The 22,205-nt window shown below is 60.5% G+C and carries 23 protein-coding genes and 2 pseudogenes; 8 read left to right on the plus strand and 17 right to left on the minus strand.

Translation table 11 applies throughout. The features are described 5' to 3' along the window. The first annotated feature begins 513 nt into the window (after positions 1-513). Positions 514-879, plus strand: a complete 366-nt coding sequence (locus tag A7K61_RS24730) for a hypothetical protein (protein WP_047711434.1) — start codon at positions 514-516, stop codon at positions 877-879. Positions 880-895: 16 nt separating this feature from the next. On the opposite strand, the gene A7K61_RS24735 is transcribed toward A7K61_RS24730, so the two are convergent. Next, positions 896-1,612, minus strand: coding sequence for a class I SAM-dependent methyltransferase (locus A7K61_RS24735; protein ID WP_069558557.1), 717 nt, complete (start codon positions 1,610-1,612; stop codon positions 896-898). A 185-nt stretch (positions 1,613-1,797) separates the two neighbouring features. Between A7K61_RS24735 and A7K61_RS24740 the strand changes: the two genes are divergently transcribed. Further along, positions 1,798-2,166, plus strand: a complete 369-nt coding sequence (locus A7K61_RS24740; protein WP_047711436.1) for a cupin domain-containing protein — start codon at positions 1,798-1,800, stop codon at positions 2,164-2,166. 135 nt (positions 2,167-2,301) lie between these two features. On the opposite strand, the gene A7K61_RS24745 is transcribed toward A7K61_RS24740, so the two are convergent. The 5 genes from A7K61_RS24745 to A7K61_RS24765 all read right to left on the minus strand — a co-directional run bounded on the left by A7K61_RS24745 (position 2,302) and on the right by A7K61_RS24765 (position 8,474). Continuing rightward, the gene (locus A7K61_RS24745; RefSeq protein ID WP_069558558.1) at positions 2,302-3,387 is read right to left on the minus strand and encodes a GlxA family transcriptional regulator; all 1,086 of its coding nucleotides are present in this window, start codon (positions 3,385-3,387) and stop codon (positions 2,302-2,304) included. A 22-nt stretch (positions 3,388-3,409) separates the two neighbouring features. Continuing rightward, positions 3,410-4,816, minus strand: coding sequence for an amino acid permease (locus A7K61_RS24750; protein ID WP_069558559.1), 1,407 nt, complete (start codon positions 4,814-4,816; stop codon positions 3,410-3,412). A 138-nt stretch (positions 4,817-4,954) separates the two neighbouring features. Then, positions 4,955-5,695 (minus strand): BPL-N domain-containing protein, encoded by a 741-nt coding sequence (locus A7K61_RS24755; protein WP_069558560.1) that lies wholly within the window; start codon positions 5,693-5,695, stop codon positions 4,955-4,957. Positions 5,696-5,805: 110 nt separating this feature from the next. Further along, the gene (locus A7K61_RS24760; RefSeq protein WP_069558561.1) at positions 5,806-7,536 is read right to left on the minus strand and encodes an OPT family oligopeptide transporter; all 1,731 of its coding nucleotides are present in this window, start codon (positions 7,534-7,536) and stop codon (positions 5,806-5,808) included. A gap of 311 nt (positions 7,537-7,847) precedes the next feature. Beyond that, positions 7,848-8,474, minus strand: a complete 627-nt coding sequence (locus A7K61_RS24765) for a glutathione S-transferase family protein (RefSeq protein WP_003192671.1) — start codon at positions 8,472-8,474, stop codon at positions 7,848-7,850. A gap of 131 nt (positions 8,475-8,605) precedes the next feature. Between A7K61_RS24765 and A7K61_RS24770 the strand changes: the two genes are divergently transcribed. Next, positions 8,606-9,145 carry an AAA family ATPase gene (locus A7K61_RS24770; RefSeq protein ID WP_069558562.1) on the plus strand — a complete coding sequence of 180 codons (540 nt, stop codon included), beginning with the start codon at positions 8,606-8,608 and terminating at the stop codon, positions 9,143-9,145. On the opposite strand, the gene A7K61_RS24775 is transcribed toward A7K61_RS24770, so the two are convergent. The 3 genes from A7K61_RS24775 to A7K61_RS24785 form a co-directional block, all read right to left on the minus strand. Further along, positions 9,121-9,414 carry a DUF3144 domain-containing protein gene (locus A7K61_RS24775; RefSeq protein ID WP_069558563.1) on the minus strand — a complete coding sequence of 98 codons (294 nt, stop codon included), beginning with the start codon at positions 9,412-9,414 and terminating at the stop codon, positions 9,121-9,123. The genes A7K61_RS24770 and A7K61_RS24775 overlap by 25 nt on opposite strands. A gap of 77 nt (positions 9,415-9,491) precedes the next feature. Then, on the minus strand, positions 9,492-10,187 hold the full coding sequence (locus A7K61_RS24780) for a tRNA (adenine(22)-N(1))-methyltransferase TrmK (RefSeq protein WP_003192676.1): 696 nt from the start codon (positions 10,185-10,187) through the stop codon (positions 9,492-9,494). A gap of 10 nt (positions 10,188-10,197) precedes the next feature. Next, positions 10,198-10,911, minus strand: a complete 714-nt coding sequence (locus A7K61_RS24785; RefSeq protein ID WP_003192677.1) for a FadR/GntR family transcriptional regulator — start codon at positions 10,909-10,911, stop codon at positions 10,198-10,200. A gap of 336 nt (positions 10,912-11,247) precedes the next feature. Here A7K61_RS24785 and A7K61_RS24790 point away from each other — a divergent pair, with 336 nt between their 5' ends. Both A7K61_RS24790 and gudD read left to right on the plus strand, forming a co-directional pair. Then, positions 11,248-12,609 (plus strand): MFS transporter, encoded by a 1,362-nt coding sequence (locus A7K61_RS24790; RefSeq protein ID WP_047712232.1) that lies wholly within the window; start codon positions 11,248-11,250, stop codon positions 12,607-12,609. Between the two features lie 19 nt (positions 12,610-12,628). Continuing rightward, positions 12,629-13,954 carry a glucarate dehydratase gene (gene gudD / locus A7K61_RS24795; RefSeq protein WP_069558564.1) on the plus strand — a complete coding sequence of 442 codons (1,326 nt, stop codon included), beginning with the start codon at positions 12,629-12,631 and terminating at the stop codon, positions 13,952-13,954. 196 nt (positions 13,955-14,150) lie between these two features. Here the strand turns inward: gudD and A7K61_RS24800 are convergent. From A7K61_RS24800 to A7K61_RS24810, 3 genes and pseudogenes are all read right to left on the minus strand, one after another. Beyond that, positions 14,151-15,152: pseudogene (locus tag A7K61_RS24800) on the minus strand (chitinase); the annotation flags it as partial. A gap of 40 nt (positions 15,153-15,192) precedes the next feature. Further along, a complete protein-coding gene (locus A7K61_RS24805; protein WP_069558566.1) occupies positions 15,193-15,828 on the minus strand; it encodes a lytic polysaccharide monooxygenase auxiliary activity family 9 protein in 636 nt (211 codons plus the stop codon). 209 nt (positions 15,829-16,037) lie between these two features. Next, positions 16,038-16,421, minus strand: a complete 384-nt coding sequence (locus A7K61_RS24810; protein ID WP_069558567.1) for an addiction module antidote protein — start codon at positions 16,419-16,421, stop codon at positions 16,038-16,040. Between the two features lie 692 nt (positions 16,422-17,113). Between A7K61_RS24810 and A7K61_RS24815 the strand changes: the two genes are divergently transcribed. Continuing rightward, entirely contained in the window at positions 17,114-17,419 is a 306-nt protein-coding gene (locus A7K61_RS24815; protein ID WP_044274408.1) for a DUF6124 family protein, read from the plus strand. Between the two features lie 61 nt (positions 17,420-17,480). On the opposite strand, the gene A7K61_RS24820 is transcribed toward A7K61_RS24815, so the two are convergent. Beyond that, positions 17,481-17,939 carry a MerR family transcriptional regulator gene (locus tag A7K61_RS24820; RefSeq protein ID WP_069558571.1) on the minus strand — a complete coding sequence of 153 codons (459 nt, stop codon included), beginning with the start codon at positions 17,937-17,939 and terminating at the stop codon, positions 17,481-17,483. Between the two features lie 102 nt (positions 17,940-18,041). Between A7K61_RS24820 and A7K61_RS33910 the strand changes: the two are divergent. Continuing rightward, positions 18,042-18,221: pseudogene (locus tag A7K61_RS33910) on the plus strand (alpha/beta fold hydrolase); the annotation flags it as partial. Between the two features lie 135 nt (positions 18,222-18,356). Then, a complete protein-coding gene (locus tag A7K61_RS24825; RefSeq protein ID WP_069558568.1) occupies positions 18,357-18,527 on the plus strand; it encodes a DUF2986 domain-containing protein in 171 nt (56 codons plus the stop codon). Here A7K61_RS24825 and A7K61_RS24830 read toward each other — a convergent pair. The 4 genes from A7K61_RS24830 to A7K61_RS24845 all read right to left on the minus strand — a co-directional run bounded on the left by A7K61_RS24830 (position 18,499) and on the right by A7K61_RS24845 (position 21,866). Continuing rightward, entirely contained in the window at positions 18,499-19,494 is a 996-nt protein-coding gene (locus tag A7K61_RS24830) for a GlxA family transcriptional regulator (RefSeq protein WP_069558569.1), read from the minus strand. The genes A7K61_RS24825 and A7K61_RS24830 overlap by 29 nt on opposite strands. Positions 19,495-19,498: 4 nt before the next feature. After that, positions 19,499-20,041, minus strand: a complete 543-nt coding sequence (locus A7K61_RS24835) for a cysteine hydrolase family protein (protein ID WP_044274412.1) — start codon at positions 20,039-20,041, stop codon at positions 19,499-19,501. Between the two features lie 90 nt (positions 20,042-20,131). After that, positions 20,132-20,665, minus strand: coding sequence for a GNAT family N-acetyltransferase (locus A7K61_RS24840; RefSeq protein ID WP_069558570.1), 534 nt, complete (start codon positions 20,663-20,665; stop codon positions 20,132-20,134). Then, entirely contained in the window at positions 20,655-21,866 is a 1,212-nt protein-coding gene (locus A7K61_RS24845) for a YeeE/YedE family protein (protein ID WP_044274415.1), read from the minus strand. The genes A7K61_RS24840 and A7K61_RS24845 overlap by 11 nt, the downstream gene beginning before the upstream one ends. Positions 21,867-22,205: the final 339 nt, after the last annotated feature.

A 22,205-nucleotide genomic window follows, 5' to 3' on the forward strand; every position in this document is an offset into this window, starting at 1 on the left:
GGCCGTTACCGCAGGAATGGATATGTACTCGGTATAGCTGTGTCGCCTATAAGGCCGCCTTCGCGAGCAAGCCCGCTCCCACAGTTTGATTGCGGGGGGTCAGGTAGATTGGTGTCGGCTGGCAGGCCGTCTTTGCAGGCAAGCCAGCCACAGTTGATTGCGGGGTGTCAGGTAGATTGGTGTCGGCTGGCAGGCCGTCTTCGCAGGCAAGCCAGCTCCCACAGTTGGAGCGTGGGGGGTCAGGTAGATTGGCGTCGGCTGGTAGGCCGTCTTCGCAGGCAAGCCAGCTCCCACAGTTGGAGCGTGGGGGGTCAGGTAGATTGGTGTCGGCTGGCAGGCCCCCATCGCAGGCAAGCCACACACACATTTGAATTTCGGAGCGTCAGATGGATATGCGCCGACTGTCAGGCCGTCACGGGAGCAAGCTCCCTCGCCACAGATTTAGCGTCGTGCCGAAGTTGTGTAGATAGCTATGCTCTGATCAGCGCCCCAACCCACTCCCAGGACTCCTTTATGCCACCTGCCTCACGCGACCACGCCCGCATCGAACGCCGCCTCATCGCAGCCCTGACCGACGCCTGCGAGATCGCAAAAACCGAAATCCCAGGCTTCGAATGGCTGACCCACACCGTCGACTACCGCGCCTTCCCCCAAAGCCTGCGGGTGATCTGGGTGTTCGACAGTTTCGCGAGCAAGGATCACGCCCTCGCGACCGGCGCGGACGCCCGAATGCGCGAGCTGACTACCGCCGCGCTGGATGACGCTGACGTGCACGTGCCGAACATCGCCCGCTGCGTCAGTTTCGACTCCGAAGAGGAATGCCACCTTCGGCATGGCGGCGATTGGCGTCGGCGGCTGGCTACTCTCTCGGCTCACTGAGCAAGGCGAGACCTTGCTACCCCACCTTGCACGTCAACCAAGCCCCCCAGAACAGGCTGCTGAAGAAACGGGTCGCGTCGCCAAAGCCAGCGTCATGCAACAGCTTCTGAACCGCCGCCTCGGAATGGGGCGGGTCAGCGCCTTGAAGGATTTTGCCGAGCTTGGCCTTCACTTCATCCGGGGTGGCACCATGCTGACGCCACCGTTGCCCCCATGCCGCCAGCAGCAACGGCTGGCTGGCATACGCGTAATGATTGCCCGCGACGATCAGCGGTGCCCCCGGTTTCAGGTGCGCCCGAATTGATCGCAGCATCCGGTCCTTGGCGCCGTCACCCTCCAGATGGTGGAGCACACCGATCAAGGTGGCGGCGTCGTATGAAGCGTCTGCTGCCAGGTCTTCGAGCGGCCCGAGATGCAGGGTGGTTCTATCAAGCAAGTGGTTGGTTTCCAACTGCTGCCTTGCCGCGTCGAGCATCGGCTGGGAGGGATCAACCGCCATGAAGCGCCAGCCCGGTTCAAGGCTGGCCATGGCGATGATCTCCTGCGCCGTACCGCCGGCGCCGACCACAAGTACCCTGGCCGAAGGGACATCGCCAAGGCTCGCCGCGAGCATGCAGGCTGCCAGGTCCTGGCACGCGTCATAGCCCGCCAGCGCGATACGGCTTTGTCGTGCGTACTCGTTAGCTCTTGAGGTATCGAATTTGTCAGCAGGGTTGGGTGAGGATGAGTTCAAGGCGGTTCTCCGTGGCCTTGAGGCAAATTACGTTAACCGTGGCAGTAAGAAAAATGCATTAATTTTATGTGCTGTATTCCCGTGGGGAATGCGGGAACGTACGAGTGGAGAGGTTGCAGGATCGTACAAGCCTCTGACCTGTCGACCCAGATAGTCTGGCCTTCTCATCGACAGGAAGATCCCGCATGACTCAAGCACAGCCTGTAAACCTTGCTCAAAAAGCCTCGCTCATCGACCAGCAATGGAGCCCAAGAGTGGTCGCCGAAATGAACGACTACCAGTTCAAAGTCGTGCGCATCGAGGGCGAATTCATTTGGCACTCGCACCCGGAAACCGATGAAGCGTTCCTGGTGCTTGAAGGCACGCTGCGTATCGACCTGCCGGATGGCCCGGTGTATGTGAAGCCGGGTGAGTTGTATGTGGTGCCGCGTGGCATTGAGCACAGGACGGCGGCCGAGGGAGAAGCCAAGCTGATGATGATCGAGCCAAGGGGCATCATGAATACGGGGCATGAAGGCGGTGAGCGTACCGCGTTGAATGACCAGTGGATTTGAGTATGCCGCTGGCCCCTGTAGGAGCGAGCTTGCTCGCGAAAAACGTCAACGATAACGCGTGCTTCCTGAATGAACGCGGCGCCTGTGCATTTTTCGCGAGCAAGCTCGCTCCTACAGGGGGCAAGAGGGCAAGCCCTATCGCCTTTGAATCTGCACCGTGGCAAACGTCGGCTCGTCGCGCGCCTGCTCCAGTGTATTCCTGGGCTGTTGCGGGGCCAGGGATTGCCCCTCTGGCCGTAACGCAGGCGGCGGATGCAGGCGCATGTCCGAGCGCTCATCGCTGGGCGCCACGCCGAAGAAATCCCGGTAGCACTTGGAAAAATGCGGCGTGGACACAAAGCCGCAAATCACCGCCAGTTCGACAATCGAAATGGGCGTCTGCATCAGCAACTGGCGGGCACGGGTCAGGCGCAGTTTGAGGTAATAGCGCGATGGCGTGCAGTACAGGTGCTTCTGGAACATGCGCTCCAACTGGCGGCGGGACACGTGCACATAGGCGGCCAGTTCGTCGAGGTCGATGGGTTCTTCCAGGTTGGCTTCCATCAGGGCGACCACTTCCTGCAGCTTGGGCTGTTGCGTGCCGAGCAGGTGTTTGAGCGGCACGCGTTGGTGGTCGCGCTCGTTGCGAATGCGCTCGTACACGAACATCTGGGAAATCGCCGCCGACAGCGTGTGCCCGTGATCGCGGCCGATCAGGTGCAGCATCATGTCCAGCGGCGCAGTGCCGCCGGAGCTGGTGAAGCGGTTGCCATCGAGGGTAAATACGCTGGAGCTGACTTTGACGCGGGTAAACGCCTCCTGCATCGACGCCATCAGCTCCCAATGCACGCTGCACTGGAAGCCATCAAGCAACCCCGCCTGAGCCAGCGCCCAACTGCCGGTGCACACCGCGCCGAGACGTTTGCAGTACAGCCGCGCCTGGCTGCGCAACCAGGCGATGAGCGCAGGGCTGATAGCCTGTTGAATGCCCACGCCGCCGCACACAATGACCGCATCGAAGCCGCGCTGGTCCTGCGCGCACGTATCCGGGGTCACCGACACGCCATCGCTGGCCCACACCGGCTGGCCGTCCAGGCTGAGGGTTTGCCAACGGTAGAGTTCTTCGCCCGCCAATTGGTTGGCCATACGCAGCGGCTCGACCGCACACGACAGCGATATCAGGGTGAATTGGTCCAGCAGCAAAAAGCCGATGGTCTGGCAAACAGGTGCCTCGGTTTCCATCACCGCTACCCCACAGGCGTGATCAGGAATGTTCCAGCGCCACCGGCTTGGGTGCCCGGTTGTGCTGGCGCGCCGTAACCAGGCCAATGAAGGAAATCACCAACGCCAGGCCAATGGTCGAGGACACTTCGGTGCGGTGCTCGGGCGTCACCATCATCACCCCCAGGGCCAGGCAGATGAACACGATCACCAGGTAAGTCAGCCAGGGAAACAGCCACATACGAAAGGTCAACTCGACGTTTTGCCGAAGCAGCAAGCGACGCATACGCAGTTGCGAGATAGCGATCACCAAGTACACCAACAACGCGATGGCGCCGGAGCTGGCGAGCAGGAACTGGAACAGACCGGCCGGCATGAAGTAGCTCAGCAACGTAACGCCCGCACCGATTATGGTGCTGGCGATCACCGCCGCCCGGGGCACGCCCGCCTTCGAGGTGATTTTAAGTGCCGGTGGCGCATCGCCGCGTTTGCCCAGGGAAAACAACATGCGCGAGGAAATGTAGATCGAGGAATTCATGCAACTGGCTACCGCGATCAACACCACCACATCGACCATGAACTTGGCGTTGGGGATGTTCATAATTTCCAGTGCACGCTGATAGGAACCCACGGAGGCCAGCAGCGGGTCGTTCCAGGGCACCACGGAAATCACAACGGAGATCGACAACAGGTAGAACACGCCGATGCGCCAGATCACCGAGCGGGTAGCCTTGGCGATGTTCTGGGCCGGGTTGCTCGATTCCGCTGCGGCGATGGTCACCGCCTCAGTGCCGATGAAGCTGAACATGATGGTAATGAACGCGCCTACCACCGCCGACAGGCCGTTGGGGGCAAACCCGCCATGTTCTTCCATCAAGCGGCTCAAGCCGCTGGCTTCGCGATCCGGGATCCAGCCCATGAGCACGCTGAAACCCAGGCCGATAAAGCCGATGATGGCAATCACCTTGGCCATGGCGAACCAGAATTCGAACTCGCCGTATTTGGCCACGCTGAACAGATTGGTGATCACCAGCAAAACGATCGAGATCAACGCAAACAGCCACGCATCCACCTGAGGGAACCACTGGTTGAGCACATGCCCGGCAGCCAAGGCTTCGATGGGAATGACCAGCACCCAGAACCACCAATACAACCAGCCAATGGTAAACCCCGCCCACGGGCCAATGGCCTGGTCGGCGTAGGTGGAAAACGAGCCGGTGTCCGGGCGCGCCACCGCCATTTCCCCCAGCATGCGCATGACCAGCACCACCAGCAGGCCGGAAAACAGATAAGCCAGCAACACCGCCGGCCCCGCTGCGGCGATGGCATGACCGGAGCCGACAAACAACCCCGCGCCGATGATGCCAGCGATGGACAACATGGTCACATGGCGCGGCTTGAAGCCCTGCGCCAGCTGACCGTTGGAATCGTTGCAGTTGAGGCTAGTCATTGTTTTTGTTGTTCTCGGGCGGCCAATGACCCTCACCTTAAGTGCCCGAGGCCAGGCACAAGTAGCCTGGTTACGCCACCATCGTGTCTGATATCGACATGGGGAATGGTGGCACTCTGAGGTAACGGGCGGCGTGCCCTACTCTTGCGCGCTGCGTATCAATGACCCGAACAGCTCGCCACGCGGCATTTTGCTCAGCTCGATATCGGCATTTTCAAACCATTCCCGCCCGGCTTCCGGATGCGGCCCGCTCAGCACCACCACGCCACGTTCGTAGGTATAGCGCGCCGCCGCCACGTCGCCATTGTGGTAGGTCGCGATGACCTTGTAAGGCGCAGCGGCGCTAGCTTTGGGGAAGTAAGGGCCATCCTGATAGAACACAGAGTCGGGCTGCCCGTCCCACGTCACCCGCACGGCGGCGTCTTCAATGCCGGACACTTCAAAACCGGGACGGCCAGCTTCGGTATCAAGCGCCTGGGGGATCAGGCCGAGGTTGTTGTCGTCGGCCAGGTAGGCGCCCATGCACAGGCCCAGGTAGCGGCCACCCTTGGCGACGTAGCCGCGGATGGCTTCGGCACGCGCCTCACCGAGGCTGTCGAGGGCGGCCGGAATGTCCTGGCCACCGCCGGGTTGCACATAGAGGTCGTAGCGCGCCAGGGTTTGCGGGGTGATGTCGATGGGTTCGTCGGCACCGACGAAGTCGATCTGGTAATTGGGGTTCAGGCGCTGCAGGGCGGTTTTCACGTTTTCCGAGCAGTCGGGGCAGCCTGCCGGGCCTCGGTAGATGGCGACATGGGTAATGGGGCCTGCGCCGTGTACGGGTAAAGGGTGCAGCGTCGCAACGGCGAGAAACGTGGCAGCGAGGGCAGGCAGTTTCATGGGGTAGGCTCAACGGTCAGTTGAATGGGTTTGATCCAGTGGTCGCAGCGCCAAGCCTATAACGATGAGCCTTTTGGATTCGTGAAGAGTTGTAAATCCACGTGGGCCATTCATCCACTTCCCAGCATCTGCCATAACGACGCGCCTACTCCGGTAATGCTCTCACCGGCGATCAGCCCCGCCGCTGCCGTGATCGCAAAGCGCTGCGTCACGCTCGGCCAGCGACAGCTCACCGCCCAGGTCATGATCGCGCCAAGGGCCATCATCAGCGACACCGACGCAGGCAAGACAAACGCCAGTCCCAAGGCTGCCGCACTCGGCAGGTAGCGGGCGCGATGGGTCGGTAATGTGCTGTCGAGTATGCCCAGCAGTACGCCACACAGGCTTGCAACAGCAATGGCCCAGCGGATGCTGGGTGACAACGAATCCAGCCCGTGGGTCAGGGTTTGCGCCACGGCTTTCCAGGTGGCGACGGCAGGGGCTGGCCATTGTTCGGTGAGCAGCATGGTTTGCGGGTCGGGGATCAACGCCAGGTAGGCGAATACACCGACAATACTGCCGACGAAAATCCCCAGGATTTGCGCGATGACCTGCTTATGAGGCGTGGCGCCAATCGCCTTGCCCACCTTGAAGTCGTTCATCAAGTCCGTGCACTGCCCCGCCGAACCGCCGGCGGTGTTGGCGCTCATCAGGTTGATCGGCACCTGGCCCGGCGCAACGATGCCAAAGCTCAGCTGGGACAGTTGCCCGATGGCGCCAATCGGCGGAATACCGGTCGCGCCCACCACCCGCGCCGCCACGGCGGCCAGGCAGATCGCCAGAGGAATGGTCAGCAGCGCCATCCCGAGGTTGATACCGAACAACAGCGCTTGCAGGCTCACCACCAACGCAATCGCCAAGGCAAACCCCACAGCAGGCCCAGGCTTGGGAACTGCCCAGGGCGTGCCGCCAGCCGCTCGGGTTGAGCGATGCAACGCCCACAAACGAATCGCCAGGGACGCCAGGGTGGAACACACCATCAGGCTCACCCCAGGCCACAGCAGCCATTCCACCAGCGCGGCAAACTGCGGGCCGCTGCTGTCGGCAGGCAGGCTCACCAGGTCGTTGGCCAACAGCCACGGCCCCAGCCCGCCCCATGCCAGCAAGGCGCCGAGCAGCAGGGTCAGGCCCACGCGAATGCCGATGATGCCGCCGAACCCCAGCAACAGCAGAGAGGGGTCGGCGGTGAAGGTCAGGCGCTCCAACTGGGCGTTCGGCGACCAGCGCGGGAAGGCCCACATAAAGGTATCCACCCACTTGACCAGCCCGGACAACAGCGCCGCGCCGAGCAGCACTTTCAAGCGCGTGGCGGCTTCGCGGCCATGGTTGTAGATGTGCAGCAGGGTCTCCAGGGTGGCCATGCCTTCGGGAAACTTCAGTGCCTTGTCATTTAGCAATGACGGCCGCAGGTACCACGCGATCCAGATCCCCAGGAAACTTACCGAAAACACCCAGGCAATCATCGGCAGCGCTGCCAGTTGGTTACCCGTCAGCAGGGTATACGCCGGGATAGGCGCGACCAGCCCGCCGGAAATGATCGACGCCGCGGCAGAGGCCACGGTCTGGTTGATATTGCTCTCGTGCAGGGTCCACGGCAGGTGTTCACCGGAACGCTTGGCCAGGCCCTGCCAGAGGCCATAGCCGATCAGCAAGGCGATGATCGACATATTGAACGACCAGCCGATCTTCAAGCCTGCATAGACATTGGAAGGGGTCAGCAGGATGCCCAGTACGATCCCGGTGATGACTGCCCGCAGGCTCAGCTCGCGCTCTACGGGCGCGATTGACGAGGTGGAGTGCATGCAGATTCCTTTCGAGAAAAGCCAGTGCCACCTTTTAAGTGAGCGCTGGGAGACTCGAAGGTTCACCTGATGAGCCTGGGTCTAAGGCTGTAAATGTGGGAGGGGGCAAGCCTTAATGCCAGTCAGTTAAGCGAACGAAGTGTTCAAAGCAGCGAAGGTCAAATGTGGGAGCGGGCTTGCTCGCGAAGGCGTCGGCCCAGCAAACATCGAGGCTGACTGACCCACCGCTTTCGCGAGCAAGCCCGCTCCCACAGGGGATCTGCGCTTAACTGACTGGCATTAGGGCAAGCCTCCTCCAACATAGCTTCTGGCTATTTGGCGAACGCGTATTCCCCGCCCCGCTCCACCGCCTTGCGGTATGCCGGGCGCGCCTGGAGCTTTTGCAGCCACGCCGCGAGGTTCGGGTAGGCCTGCAATTTGCCCTGGGCCTGGGCGACTTCGCCGATAAAGCTCATCTGGATATCCGCGCCGCTGAGTGCGTCGCCCACCAGGTACGGCGTGTGGCCCAGCACATCATTCAGGTAGCCCAAGTAGTTGGCCAGCTCCGACTCAATCCGAGGATGCAGCGGCGCACCCGCTTCACCCAGTCGTCCCACATAAAGGTTGAGCATCAACGGCAACATCGCCGAGCCTTCAGCAAAATGCAGCCATTGCACATAGCTGTCGTAGGCGTCGGTGGCCGGGTCGGGTTGCAGTTGGCCGTTGCCGTGGCGGCGGATGAGGTAGTCGATGATCGCAGCAGATTCGATCAGCACGCGGGAACCGTCTTCGATCACCGGGGATTTGCCCAGGGGGTGGATGGCCTTGAGTTCAGGCGGCGCCAGGTTGGTCTTGGCGTCACGCTGGTAGCGCTTGATGTCGTAGGGCAGGCCCAGTTCTTCAAGTATCCAGAGAATGCGTTGTGAGCGAGAATTGTTGAGGTGATGGACAGTGATCATAGCGGACAGCTCCGTTAGGGATAAGCAGAAGACTACACGTCGGAGGTGAAGTGCCCTGAATGTTGTTCGCCTAAAGAGCAAATCACGTAATATCGCTCAAGGCTCGACTGTTCCACAGCAAAGGACTGCACATGCAACGCATCGTGATACTGGGTAACGCAGGCAGTGGCAAATCAACCTTGGCCCGCGACCTTGGCAGGCGCCTGAATTTATCCGTAGTGCATCTGGACAGATTGTTCTGGGAGCCTAATTGGGTGGAGGCCGACAATGAGGTCTTCCGCGCGCGGGTCCGGCAAGCGATTGCATCGGACCGATGGGTCTGTGAAGGCAATTACGCCCGACGGACTTTCGATCTACGCCTGCCGCGCGCAGACCTCATCATATGGCTCGACATACCTCGCACCACCTGCTTGCGACGAGTGCTTATGCGCAGCTTGCTGGACCGGCCGCGTGCAGATAAGCCCGCAGGCTGCAAGGAGAAACTGGACAGGGAGTTTCTGAACTTCCTGAGCTTTTGCTGGAACTACGATCGGGTGAGCCGACCCGGCATTGAAGCGGCGCGCATGAACATCGGGCCGCAGATTCCAGTGATTCACTTGCGCAACGCACAGGAAGTAGACGAGCTCCTGAAATGCGCAGATCAACCCTATGGGTTCACCCGCATGTACTGACTGAAATTATTGATGTGATCATCCAGGTTATCCTCAAGCATCATCCGGTACTGGTCGCAGAAATACTTCAACATCGCTTCCCGCGCATCCGCCATTTCGGCGCCGGACTTGAAGTTGCGCGCACTGGCCCAGGCATTGAAGCGTGTGGTGCCGAACATCATTGACGCGCTGACCTCGCCGAGACTTTCGCAGGTCTTGAGCTGTTCGTTGGACAGTTCGATATGGGCGTCTGCCCGGTCGTAGAAGGCTTGGTCCGTGGTGTCGGCCATGGCGGGTTCCTGGTGAGCTGATGATGCGGCTATTGGAGCATATCCGGGGATCACAGTTCTAATGTGGGAGATGTCGCTCAGGCGAGCAACTGATCGATCCACTTCACCTGCTGCACGATCTCCTGCACTTTCTGCTCGGGCACCGCCTGCCGCGCTTGTTCGAGGCTGGCCAATGTCTTGCGTTTCTCGCGCAATATACGTTGCCACTTCGCCAAAAAATCCTCGCTACGCGCCTGCATTTGCAGCGGGCCGAAGTACAGTTGCTCGGCGGTATAGGTCATCGTCTCGGCGCGTTCGGCGACGATGATTTCGTAGTAGAAGCGGTTTTCCCGCAGCAGCTCCTCGTGCAGGATCTGGTAGCCGTTGTCCATCAACCATTGGCGCAGGGGTTGCTCGCCGCCGTTGGGTTGCAGGATCAAGCGTTCCCGGCCATTGAGGTGCGCCTTGCCGCTGTCGAGAATGTCGCGGATCGTCTCGCCGCCCATGCCGCACAGGCTGACAGCGGTAATGTCATCGCCCGCTTGAATCGCCGCCAAACCATCGGCCAGGCGCACGGTGATGTGCTGCGCCAGGCCGTTGTCGGCCACGGTACGGTTGGCCGCCTGAAACGGTGTAGCGGCCACTTCCCCCGCCACGGCCGCCGCAATAGCGCCGCGGTGTATCAGGGCCACCGGCAGGTAGGCGTGGTCCGAGCCGATATCGGCCAGGCGGGCACCCGCCGGTATGTGCGCGGCCACGCGCTCCAGGCGCTGAGACAAGGTGTGTTCGTTCAACGGTGATTCCTTAAGAGTGCCCGGAAAATCGATCCCGGCTGTTGGTCAAGTGCAGCACCATGGCCGCGCGCGCGGCGTCTGGGTCCTGGCGCTTGATGGCGTTATAGATCGCCTCGTGCTCCAGGTTCGCCAACTGCCCCAGTTGGGCAAAGTCCGCGCCGCCGCGCTCGACGGCATTCACCTGGGTGCGCGGAATCATCGCCGTGCCCAGGTGCTGCATGATGTCGGTGAAAAATGTATTGCCGGTGGCTTCGGCGATCAGTTGGTGAAAGCGCTTGTCCTCCTCCACACAGCTGTCGTTATTGGCCAGGGAGGCTTGGTAGTCGTCCAGCGCCTGGCGCATGTGGGCCAGTTGTGCCTCGCTCCTGCGCAGCGCGGCCAAGGCCACCGCTTGCACTTCCAGGCCCAGGCGCAATTCGAGCATGTTGCGCACGCTGGCGACTGTGTCTACATGCAAGCGCAGGCCTGGCTGCGTGTGCTGCTCGAGCACAAAGGTTCCAATGCCGTGACGCGTCTCCACCAGCCCCGACGCCTGCAACTTGGACAAGGCTTCACGCACCACGGTGCGGCTCACCCCATGCTCAAGCACGATGGTGGATTCGGACGGCAGTTTTTCACCCGGCTTGAGTTGCCCCAACCGGATGCGCTGGGTCAGTGCCTCGACCACACCCTGGGCCAGGTTGGCGGAACGTTTACGCACAGGCGGTGTGCTTTTAATCGGCATCGAGACGGGTCCACGGGGTTGGGCTGGGGGGAGCTTATCACCCTGAGCGCACGGGGCGACGGGTGGCGGAGAAAAACACCTAGCTTGTATGACAACACACTCATCCCAACTCACCCGAGCCTGTCTTCGCTTTGAGAGAAGCGCACACCCCGAGCCGTCACCAGCAGGGCAAAACCCAATAAAATCTGGAAAATAACCAAAATAGCCAATCTCAATACCGGCTTATAAGAACAAAAACAGCTCTCACAGGATTGCGGCCTTCAAAAAACAACTTGTATGATGTCCGTCAACAAAACACCAAGCCCGCATAAAAATAATCAGGGGGAGTTTTCATTCGTGAAGCATTCAAGCCCAGCCTCAGCCGCACCCGAAAGTGATTCAGCGCTCGCCCGCGCCGTGAGCAAAGTGAAGGGCCATGTGCTCCCACTGTTCGTGGTCATGTTCATCCTCAACTACATCGACCGGGTCAATATCGGCTTCGTGCGCACGCACATGGAGCATGACCTGGGCATCGGCGCAGCCGCCTACGGCTTCGGCGCCGGACTGTTCTTCATTGGCTATGCGCTGTTCGAAGTGCCGTCCAATATGCTGCTGCAAAAAGTCGGCGCGCGTATCTGGCTGACCCGCATCATGTTCACCTGGGGCATCGTCGCCACGCTGATGGCGTTCATCCAGAACGAAACCCACTTCTACATCTTGCGTTTCTTGCTGGGCGTGGCGGAGGCCGGTTTCTTCCCCGGCGTGATCTATTACTTCACCCGCTGGTTGCCCGGTGTGGAGCGTGGCAAGGCCATCGCGATCTTCCTCAGTGGCTCGGCGGTGGCGTCATTGATCTCCGGGCCGTTGTCGGGGGCCTTGTTGCAGATTGAAGGGCTGGGCTTGCACGGCTGGCAATGGATGTTTGCCATCGAAGGCCTGGCATCGGTGGCGCTGGGTTTCTTTGTGTGGTTCTGGCTGGACTCCAAGCCCCATGATGCCAAGTGGCTGAGCCGCGAAGAACAGGATGCGCTGGTGGAGACTATCGATCAGGAGCAACGTGATCGTGAAGCCCTGACCACGGTCAAACCAACCATCGGCAAGCTGCTCAAGGACCGCCAGATCCTGCTGTTCTGCGCTCTGTACTTCTGCATTCAACTGACGATCTATGCCGCCACCTTCTGGCTGCCCAGCATCATCAAGAAGATGGGTGACCTGAGCGACGTGCAGGTCGGTTTCTTCAACTCGATCCCCTGGCTGATCTCGATTATTGCCATGTACGCCTTTGCGTCGCTGTCGGGCAAGTTCAAGTTCCAGCAGGCCTGGGTCGCGGCGGCCCTGCTGATCGCGGCGGCCGGCATGTTCATGTCCACCACCGGCGGGCCGATCTTCGCTTTCGTGGCGATCTGTTTTGCGGCCATCGGGTTCAAGTCTGCGTCGTCGCTGTTCTGGCCGATCCCCCAGGGCTACCTGGATGTGCGCATCGCCGCCGCCGTGATCGCGCTGATCAACTCCATCGGCAACCTGGGCGGGTTTGTCGCGCCAACCACCTTTGGCTTTCTTGAACAAACCACCGGGTCAATCCAGGGCGGGCTGTATGGCCTGGCCGGCACCTCGGTGCTGGCGGCCATCCTGGTGTTCTTCGCCAAGACTTCACCTTCTGCCGTGTCGGCCGCGCCAAGCGCTGTGACCACCGGCACCCCTCTCAGCAAACCCCTTTGAGCCCAGTCAGGAACTTGCCATGAATACCCCTATAGTCACCCACTTCCAAGTCATCCCCGTCGCCGGCCACGACAGCATGTTGCTCAACCTCAGCGGCGCCCACGGCCCTTTCTTCACGCGCAATATCGTCATCCTCAAGGACAGCAGCGGCAACACCGGCGTGGGCGAAGTGCCAGGCGGCGAGCGCATTCGTGAAACACTGGAGGACGCGCGCGGGCTGGTGATCGGCCAGCCGATTGGCCAATACCAGCGCGTGCTCAACCAAATGCGCAGTACCTTTGCCTCGCGGGATGCTGCCGGACGTGGCCTGCAAACCTTCGACCTGCGCATCACCATCCACGCCGTCACCGCCATGGAAGCCGCCCTGCTCGACTTGCTCGGTCAATTCCTTGAGGTGCCGGTGGCGGCCCTGCTCGGCGAAGGGCAGCAACGCGACGCGGTGAAGATGCTCGGCTACCTGTTCTATGTGGGGGATCGCAACGCCACCGACCTGGACTACCGCAACGAGGCCGACGCCGATGACGACTGGTTCCGCCTGCGCCATGAAACAGCCCTGACCGCCGACGCGGTGGTGCGCCTGGCCGAAGCGGCCAAGGCCAAATATGGTTTCAACGATTTCAAGCTCAAGGGCGGCGTATTGAGCGGCGACGCGGAAATCGAAGCCGTCACCGCACTGGCCGAGCGTTTTCCCGATGCGCGCATCACCCTCGACCCCAACGGCGCATGGTCGTTGAAAGAAGCCATCCGCCTGTGCCGCGACCAGCATCATGTGCTGGCCTATGCCGAAGACCCCTGCGGCGCAGAAAACGGTTATTCAGGCCGCGAAGTCATGGCCGAATTCCGCCGCGCCACGGGCCTTAAAACCGCCACCAACATGATCGCCACCGACTGGCGGGAAATGGGCCACGCCATCCAGCTGCAATCAGTGGACATCCCCCTCGCCGACCCGCACTTCTGGACGATGCAAGGCTCGGTGCGCGTCGCGCAAATGTGCAACGAGTGGGGCCTGACCTGGGGCTCGCATTCCAACAACCACTTTGATATTTCCCTGGCAATGTTCACCCAGGTGGCGGCGGCCGCACCGGGCGAGATCACCGCCATCGACACCCACTGGATCTGGCAGGACGGCCAACGCCTGACCCGGGAGCCGTTGAAGATTGAAGGGGGCTATGTGAAGGTGCCGGCCAAGCCTGGCCTGGGTGTGGACATCGATATGGACGCCGTGGCCCAGGCCCATGAATTGTACAAAGGCATGGGCCTTGGAGCGCGGGATGACAGTGTGGCGATGCAGTTTCTGATCCCGGGTTGGGGCTTTGATAACAAGCGGCCTTGTTTGGTGCGGTAAATCGGCTTTAGGAATGCTCAGCGCCATTTGAGCGTGACGCAAAAAATCCGATGCCCAAACAGGCATCGGATTTTAGTCAGATCAGAAGCTTAGCGGTTGGACCTCTGACACGTCTGCCAGAGGCCCCTTTACGCTACTGCCGATTGGCGATCTCCAGAACCGCCTCATCCTGCTCCAGGCCAGAGAGATCAGTGCCATTGATCATCGGCCCATAACGGCGGCTGAATTCCCAGTTGTAGGGCACGTGGTCTTTGCTGATCCCGTTGTCCCAATTCACCGACCAGGTCATCAGGCCCTTGATCGACAATCCTTTGTCGTGCAAACGCTTGAAGGTATTGGTCACGGCTGTTGGGTCGATCACATAACCAGTGGCAGCCGCATCGACGTTCGCGGGCAGGCCAATGACGAACTTGTCTGCCGGGATTTTGGTAAACCCGCGCGTTCCGCTCACCAGGCTTTCGGTCAGGTAAAACAGGAAGTCCTCTTTCATCGCGTCGTTGTTCTGAGCAATCCAGGCGCCGTTGCCCTGGTTGACCTCCTGCACCCAGATGCCGTCGCCCCCCTGGTTATAATACTGCGGGGCAATGAAGTCGTAATAACCTTCCAGCGCCTGGATGTAACCGACGTATTTGCCGGCAGTGGTCAGATACGGAAACTCCGGCGCCATGCTGATGATGAAGTGTTTGCCTTGACCTGCGTAGTGGTCCTTGACCAATTTCAACGCGGCGGGCAGGACAGTCTTATTGTCGGCGAAATCAATCGCGCTCTGTTCAAGATCGATATCCAGGCCATCAAAGCCATAGGTTTCCACCAGGCGGATAATCTCGTTGGCCAGTGGCTGTTCGTTGCCTTTATGCAGTTCGATGTGTGCATCGGCGCCGCCAAGGGAAATCAGCACCGCCCTGCCCTGGCTGTTCAGCACGCCCACCTGGCGACGAAACTCGGCGTCGGACAGGTTGTACGGCTTGAAGGTTGGGATACCGTTGCCCTTCATGAAGGCCACGGCCACCACGTTGTAATCCTTTGGGACATCCGCCAGGCTCATAGTGGCGAACTGGCCACGCTGGTAGCCATCGCTCGGCCCGGCAGGCCAGTTGTGCCAAAAGCCCATGAGGATCTTTTTGCCGGCAATGCTCGGCATCAGCGAAGCGGCATCGCTGAGCGGCGATTGCAGTGAGGTAAAGTCAATCTTTGACATGTTCTATTCCTTCAGAACGTGTAGGTTTAACGGTGCGGGCTTATTTGAAGTCCACATCGAAGGCTTGGTAGAAGGCGTTGCCGGTGTTGGCGACGATCCACATCAACACAATCACATGCTGGCCCTTTTTGTGGGTCGGCAGTTTCACTTCATGATTGACCTTGGCCTTCAGTTCGCCTGCATGGCTGTAGTACGGCACCTGGGCATAGAAGTCTTCAGCGAACGGCTGGGCTTCCAGCTGTGCGCGGGTGATGCGCTGTTTCGGGTCCCAACCATCCTTGGTGATCAGCCAGCGATAGCCACGGGTGGTGTGCGGCGCGGTGTATGCCCAAGTGACCTTGAAGGTCTGACCCGGCTCGACATTGAGCAACGGCCAGGTGAAGGCGCGGCCGAGTTTCTTGGCCATTTCCTCGTGGGTGAAGTTGACGCAGTCACGGGCATCGGTCTTGCCACCGCTGAGGATAAAGCCGTCGGCGGGCGGGGTGACGCTGTCACTGTCGGTTTGATAAGGCGCCGGGAACGGACCGGCCGTCAGTGCCGGGAAGTTCTTGCCGCCTTCCATTTCATTGACCTGCCAGGTTTCCAGCAGGCCAAGATCCACGGCGACTGCGCCACGGCTGGAAGGGGATGTGACACGACCATGGCGAAGAGGTGTCTGGGTTTGTGGTTTGTTCATTTTGTGACTCCATTCACTTGATTAAGAACTCTCCTTTCTTGAAGGAGAGGACCTCAACCTAACGGAGTTGCTTTTTTTTGCCACAGGCCCATTTTTCACTCATTTTCGTTTCGTGAGCGCGCAGACCCGCAAATACTGGATATATAAACAGTGCTACAGGGAAACCCTTACGCTACCAGAGGTCGATTTCCTACAAGACCATGCGCATTTCAATACAGCTTCTCTGTACCGATGGCAGCCGTTTTTTTAGGAGTGGTCGCGGTAATCGGTCGCACCGTCAGCTCCACCCCCAATGCCCACATCAGCTTCTGGACCGTCTCATAACGTGTCTTTGAGCCGCCTTTCAGGGTTTTATACAGGCTCTCCCGATTCACCCCCGCCGCTTCGGCAACCTTGTTGACACCCAGGACCTTGGCAACCTCGGCCAGCGCCTTCATAAGGGCTTGCGGGTCATGGCACGCCATGCTTTGCGCAAGATAAGCACTGATGGTTTGCGGGCTATCAAGGAAGCGCGAAGCCTCATAGGCACTGGTGCCGGATGTATCCAGCTCGAGGATCGGCATGTCCTCTGGTTTGAATGTTGGCTGACTCATGTCATTGACCTCTCAGGGCATCGAGAATCTCTTTTGCCCGCTTGATTCCTCGGGCGTCCCGCCGATCGTATTGGTCACAGATTCAAATGTAGCCTGCTGGCTACTTCTTGTAGATGCCAATGAATTTTTAATGTCGGTGTGCACCGCCAGAAAAAATCCTAGTCCAGCCGCCGCGCAGGCAGCCGAGCAATACTATTAGCGCTTATGTCCTCAAGACCGAAACGTTGCGTCGCGACTGTAGGAGCGAGCTTGCTCGCGAAGAACGTAAAGATAAGGTGTGCATCCAGAGTGAACGCGGCGCCTATGATTTTTTCGCGAGCAAGCTCGCTCCTACAGGGAGTGGGTGAGTGGGCCGGCGTTGATGTGGACCCGTCCTACAGCAAGCTGCACCACCTTGCTCCGTTGCCTACAGTTGCGTCAGAATCCGCCGGCTTGTGCGCTTGGATGGGCGTCTCTAAGGTGGCCCGGTCGCTGACAATTCAGTGATCGGGTTTAGTAGCCCGAGGGTCAATTACACTTAGTGCATGAGCTTCATCTATCAGACATTCCTGTCTGTGCCTGATGGTGGCTGTGCGTAGGGCGCCTTCGGGCGCGCCGGCTTTGTGTAATTCCCCGGTCTACTAACCTGCGTACAGCTGCCACCCTTTCGTTTAGTAGCGAAACGGTGTCGGCCCCACTCAGGAATTACGCATATGTATAAAGTCACACCTAACCCTCCAAACGATCCAAACCTCAAGCTTGATCACGCATCCCTTAACACCCCCGCCGAACCACCTCCCTCAGCGCTGTTCAGCGTTGCCGACGATGCCAGCAGCGAAATGCTCATCGCCAACAGCTACGAAACCTTTTCCTCGGTCACCGCATTGCTGCTTGATCTGTCGGATGAACTGACGGGTAAACAGCGCGATGTCGCGTTGGCGATTCATCAGTTGAGTGAATTGGGTGTTTTGTTGGTGGACAAATTGATGGCGAGGGAAAGTGCTTCAACGGTTAGCTAGCCTTGCAGCCATCAGTCGTCATGATTGAATTCACGACGACTCGGCAGCGCCTTGACGCCGGTCAGGCCTTCGGGGTCTGGCGGGCGCTCTTTCTCTTGGAAGACGCTGGCTCCACCCCTTCCTCGCGCAGACGGTTAATCAGCATCTGCGCATTCTCCGCACAGGCCATGCCCTCGGGCTTGCCTTCGATGCCCTTGATGACATTCAGCAACTGAGCCTTGTTCTGGGCCAGCCGTTGTTGCAGAACCTCGATTTCCTCGACCTTGTGCTTGAGCCCGCTGAGCAGCTCGTCATGCTGCCAACCACCGGCGCTTCTGGGCATTAATTGCCGGATTTCTTCCAGAGAGAAACCGGCCGCCTGGGCGCCCTTGATGATCTCCAACACGGCCTCGGTGCCGGGCGCATAGTCTCGATAGCCGTTGGATTTACGCGCAACCGATTGGATCAGGCCGCTCGCCTCGTAGAAGCGGATGCGTGAAGCCGCCAACCCGCTGATTTTTGCCAACTCGCCTATTCTCATGTACCCCCCACAAAAACCATCGACCTTAAAGTTGACTTTAAACCTAAAGTCATTGGGCGGCCAAGGCGGCGATTCGAATGCTGTTCTTCCTGGGAAGGTTAGCGGGTCGTTGCCCACGACCGGCGTGGCCTCGGGCGCTCCAGCCAGGTCTGGGACGGGCACGATATGGACCACTGTGCCGACGACGTCGCGGCCGTGGTCGAGCACCTGGGCGTACAAACTGCGGTGCATGTCGGTCATTCCACCGGCGGCGGTGAAGTGGTTCATTACATCGCTCGCCACGGCGAATTTGCCAGGACGGCAAAGGCGCGCGGCCACGGCCCGTGATCCAGCAGCAGGTGATCACGCTGATCAGTGAGTTCCTGGCGCGCTGAACCGGTAGTATCATTCGCGCCTTTCCCCTTCAGGCAACGGAACATGAACCGCCAGAAAAAACTTCAGCAGCTCTTCAAAGCCAAAGCGAAAAAGGCCAGCGCCAAGCTGGCGCCTAAAAGCAAAGACAAATACATCAGCAAGGCGGACCGTTTGAAGCTGGCCACCGAGGCCGGTCAAGAGCCGGTCACGGCTGTCGAGACGCCTGCTGAGTAAGGCGCATGGCTGAAGGGGTGGCCGCGTCATATTTGCTCCAGATACGCCGCAGATGCCGCGCCGAGCCAAAGCCTGCGCGCTCGGCGATGGTTTCAATGTCCAGGGCCGACTCGGCCAGCAGTTCACGGGCCACGGCCAGGCGCAGGCGGTGCAGGTAATCCAACGGGCTGATGCCGACATGCTCCTGGAACAGGCGCGCCAGGTGTCGGCTGCTGGTGCAGGCCAGGCTTGCCATGCGGGTGAGTGTCCAGGCTTCGCAGGGGGCGGCGGCTATGGCGTCTTGCACGCGATGGACCGCCGGGTGCAGGTGATTGCGCCCGCTCACCCAAGGCGATAGCTGCGGGTCGCTGCCGCTGCGGCGCAGGTACACCACCATGTCTCGCGCCACCGCGCACGCCAAGCGTGGCCCGGCCAGTTCGGCAACCAGGTGCAGCATCAGGTCGATACCCGCCGTGATACCGGCGCTGCAACTGACCGGGCCATCGGTCACGTACAGGCGGTTTTCCAAAACCCGGGCGGTGGGTGCGAGGGCCTGCAAAGTGGCGCACAGCGAATGGTGCGTGGTGCATTGGCGCCCATCGAGCAGCCCGGCCCTGGCGGCGCTCAACGCGCCGGCGCACACGCACACCAGACGCTCGGCCGAGGGTGCGAAGACGTTTTGCAACCACTGGGTGAGCTGATGGCTGGCCGATTCGAAGGCCTTTTGGTGGGCTTTCGACACGTTCATCGTGGAGCCCACCAACACCACCAGCGTACCGGGTTCCAGAGTCTGCGGCAGGGGCGCCAGCCCGGTCAGTGGCAAGCCGATGGAGCTGTGCAGCGACTCTACCGGGCTGACGTACTGCAGATCGAAATCCACCGCCGCCGGGTCCTCGGCTTGCGCGGCCAGGCGCAACACTTCAGCAGGCCCCGCCAGGTCGAGCATCAGCACATTAGGCAACAACACAAACAGCACCGGTACGCTCACGGGTTCATCCTTCCAGGGCCTGGTCGACCGTGACGATGCGCGCAAAACGCTCTTCCAGCACCAGCTCCGTGCGTTCGCGGATTTGCGCCGCGGTGTACTCCCGGCCGCTGCGCAGGTGGGTCATGGGGAATGTCAGTGTGGCTTCACTGACAAAGTCCACCTTAAAGCCGCTGTCCGACGCTTGCCGCGTGGTGGTCTCGCAGCATTGCTCAGTGCGGATGCCGCTGATGATCAGCGTGGTGACGCCCATCTCCGTGAGGCGAGCAGCCAGAGGCGTACCGGCGAAGGCGCTGTGGTAGCGCTTATGGATCACTAACTGTGGATTGATCGACAGCTCGCTCAAGGCCCTGACGTTGCCCGATTGCATGGAGAAATGCCCTTGGTCTTCAACATGGAAGATTTGTACCACCGGGATGCCTTGCTGAACACAGCCATCAATGAGGGCCTGCTGTTTTTCCAGGTAATCGGGCAGGTCATTTTCGGACCAGTAGGTTGAATGCCGGAAGGAATGTTGGGCGTCGATCACGATCAGGGCTTTTTGAGTCACGGGTTGTCCTTCTGGCTTGTGTCTATGGGGAGACGATAGAGCCATGGTAAGGACAACGCTCGGAGGACGACAGGCAAGAGGCGGACTACTTCAGGACGGATTCGGACATACCACTTTGTACGCCATGGCACAGCGGCTGCCAGGGACGAAACCTTGGGCGTATTCATCCGCCAGGGTATTTTCCAGGCGCTGATGGGTATGGGGTTCAAAGCCCAGGCGCCGATAGAACGGCGCATTCCAGGGCACATGCTTGAAGGTGGTCAAGGTCACCGCACACAGTTGCTGGGCGCGTGCGTGGTGGATCGCCGTTTCCACCAGCCTGCGTCCCCAGCCCTGGCCTTGCAATGGCTGGGCAACCGAGACTTCGTGGATATGCAGGTCGTCGCCAAAACGTTCTGCGCTGAGGAAGCCTTGGAGCTGGTCATGGGTGTCGACCACCACCCAGCAGGTCGATAGTGCGATCCACTGCCGATGACGCTCGACACTGATCGACGCAGCATCCGCCAGCCAACCCAGGCCTTCAATGTCCCGGAATGCCTGGGCAGCGCAATGCTCGATGGCGGGTAATAACCCGGCATCTTGCGCTCGCGCCAGGCGAATGTGAGTGCACGGCTCAGCAGCCACTCAAGGCCACCTTGGGCCGCTCACCCGCAAAGAAAAACGGCCGCAAGCGCACGCCCACGCCGTTGCCGATAAAGGCCGCCACCAGCCACACCCAGCCATGCAGGCTGCCCGAGGCGATGCCACTGAAGTACGCGCCGATGTTGCAGCCATAGGCCAGACGCGAACCGTAGCCGAGCATCAGGCCACCGATCACCGCCGCGATCAACGAGCGCAGCGGGATGTTCAGGCTGGGGGCGAAACGCCCGGCCAGGCCTGCGGCCAGCAGCGCGCCGAGGACAATACCGATGTCCATGACGCTGGTGATGTCTTCCCACACCGGTGCAGCCAGGGCCTTGGCATTGCCCGGCATCTGCCAGAATGCCCAACTGGCGACGTCCACGCCCAGCCCGCTCGCCACCTTGGCGCCCCACAATGCGAACGCGGAAGTAATGCCCCACGGCCGCCCGGCCAGGGCCAGGGTGGCGTAGTTGAGCAGCGCCAGGCCGATCGCGCCCCATACCAACGGCCATGGCCCGCGCAGGAAGCGGCGCAGCCCTGGGTGCTCGCTTTGTACGCCTTGTTCAAGCTGGCCATGACGGCGTTTTTCCAGGCGCACGGTGACCAGCGCAATCAGCAAGAACACCGTCAGGCTCAGGACCAAGGCCGGCAGTACACCGAAGGTTTTGACGATGGAAACCGCCGGAAACGATGGCAGTGCAAACCACCAGTCGACGTGATGGGTGGCGATCAACGAGCCACAGATAAAGAACAGCAGTGTCACCAACATCCGCGCATTACCGCCGCCCACGGTGAACAAGGTGCCCGACGCACACCCGCCGCCCAGCTGCATGCCGATCCCGAAAATAAACGCCCCGAACACCACCGACACACCCGCTGGCGCCACCAGCCCGGTCACCGGCTGGCCAAACAAAGTGCCCGCGCCCAGCGCCGGGAAAAACAGCACCACCGCCACCGCCAGCATCACCATCTGCGCACGCAAGCCGGCGCCACGCCGATCATTGATAAACACACGCCAGGCCGAAGTAAAACCGAAGGCCGCGTGATACAGGGTCAGGCCAAGCGCGGCACCGACCACCAGCAACAACACCTGGCGCGCGCCCACCGTGTTTTGCAGGAACAGAGCGCCCGCCACCAGGATGACAAAAGCGATCAGTGGCGCGACGGGCTTGCGCACGGGCGACAGGGAAAGAGAGGTGCTCATGGGGATCTCGATTGGTTGGACGGAGGCAAGTATAGCCTCAGACGGAATTTGATCAGGTGGGGGCATTGCCCAAAGGCTCATTGTTTGACCCACCGCTTTCGCAGCCTCGCTGAAGCTCGACAGCTCCCACAGGGGATCGGCGGTGGCGGGTTGATCTCGGTTTGCAGGGCCACCGCGCCAAACACAGCTCCCGACAACAACACCGCTCAAAATGTGGGAGCTGTCGAGCCCCAGCGAGGCTGCGATGGCGGCGGCACAGGCAACACTTTCATCGCCTGGCCCACCGCTTTCGCAGCCTCGCTAAAGCTCGACAGCTCCCACAGGGGATCGGCGGTGCAT

This window comes from Pseudomonas sp. AP42, assembly GCF_001728935.1.
Classification (GTDB): Bacteria; Pseudomonadota; Gammaproteobacteria; order Pseudomonadales; family Pseudomonadaceae; genus Aquipseudomonas; species Aquipseudomonas lactis.

Bases quoted from the DNA above. Each gene is read 5' to 3' on its own strand.
- A7K61_RS24730 (WP_047711434.1), top strand. From the start codon at position 514: ATGCCACCTGCCTCACGCGACCACGCCCGCATCGAACGCCGCCTCATC.
- A7K61_RS24745 (WP_069558558.1), bottom strand. From the start codon at position 3,387: ATGGAAACCGAGGCACCTGTTTGCCAGACCATCGGCTTTTTGCTGCTG.
- A7K61_RS24775 (WP_069558563.1), bottom strand. From the start codon at position 9,414: ATGGCCGACACCACGGACCAAGCCTTCTACGACCGGGCAGACGCCCAT.
- A7K61_RS24820 (WP_069558571.1), bottom strand. From the start codon at position 17,939: ATGAGAATAGGCGAGTTGGCAAAAATCAGCGGGTTGGCGGCTTCACGC.
- A7K61_RS24770 (WP_069558562.1), top strand. From the start codon at position 8,606: ATGCAACGCATCGTGATACTGGGTAACGCAGGCAGTGGCAAATCAACC.
- A7K61_RS24825 (WP_069558568.1), top strand. From the start codon at position 18,357: ATGAACCGCCAGAAAAAACTTCAGCAGCTCTTCAAAGCCAAAGCGAAA.
- A7K61_RS24750 (WP_069558559.1), bottom strand. From the start codon at position 4,816: ATGACTAGCCTCAACTGCAACGATTCCAACGGTCAGCTGGCGCAGGGC.
- A7K61_RS24760 (WP_069558561.1), bottom strand. From the start codon at position 7,536: ATGCACTCCACCTCGTCAATCGCGCCCGTAGAGCGCGAGCTGAGCCTG.
- A7K61_RS24765 (WP_003192671.1), bottom strand. From the start codon at position 8,474: ATGATCACTGTCCATCACCTCAACAATTCTCGCTCACAACGCATTCTC.
- A7K61_RS24740 (WP_047711436.1), top strand. From the start codon at position 1,798: ATGACTCAAGCACAGCCTGTAAACCTTGCTCAAAAAGCCTCGCTCATC.
- A7K61_RS24785 (WP_003192677.1), bottom strand. From the start codon at position 10,911: ATGCCGATTAAAAGCACACCGCCTGTGCGTAAACGTTCCGCCAACCTG.
- A7K61_RS24845 (WP_044274415.1), bottom strand. From the start codon at position 21,866: ATGAGCACCTCTCTTTCCCTGTCGCCCGTGCGCAAGCCCGTCGCGCCA.
- A7K61_RS24815 (WP_044274408.1), top strand. From the start codon at position 17,114: ATGTATAAAGTCACACCTAACCCTCCAAACGATCCAAACCTCAAGCTT.
- A7K61_RS24810 (WP_069558567.1), bottom strand. From the start codon at position 16,421: ATGAGTCAGCCAACATTCAAACCAGAGGACATGCCGATCCTCGAGCTG.
- A7K61_RS24805 (WP_069558566.1), bottom strand. From the start codon at position 15,828: ATGAACAAACCACAAACCCAGACACCTCTTCGCCATGGTCGTGTCACA.
- gudD (WP_069558564.1), top strand. From the start codon at position 12,629: ATGAATACCCCTATAGTCACCCACTTCCAAGTCATCCCCGTCGCCGGC.
- A7K61_RS24755 (WP_069558560.1), bottom strand. From the start codon at position 5,695: ATGAAACTGCCTGCCCTCGCTGCCACGTTTCTCGCCGTTGCGACGCTG.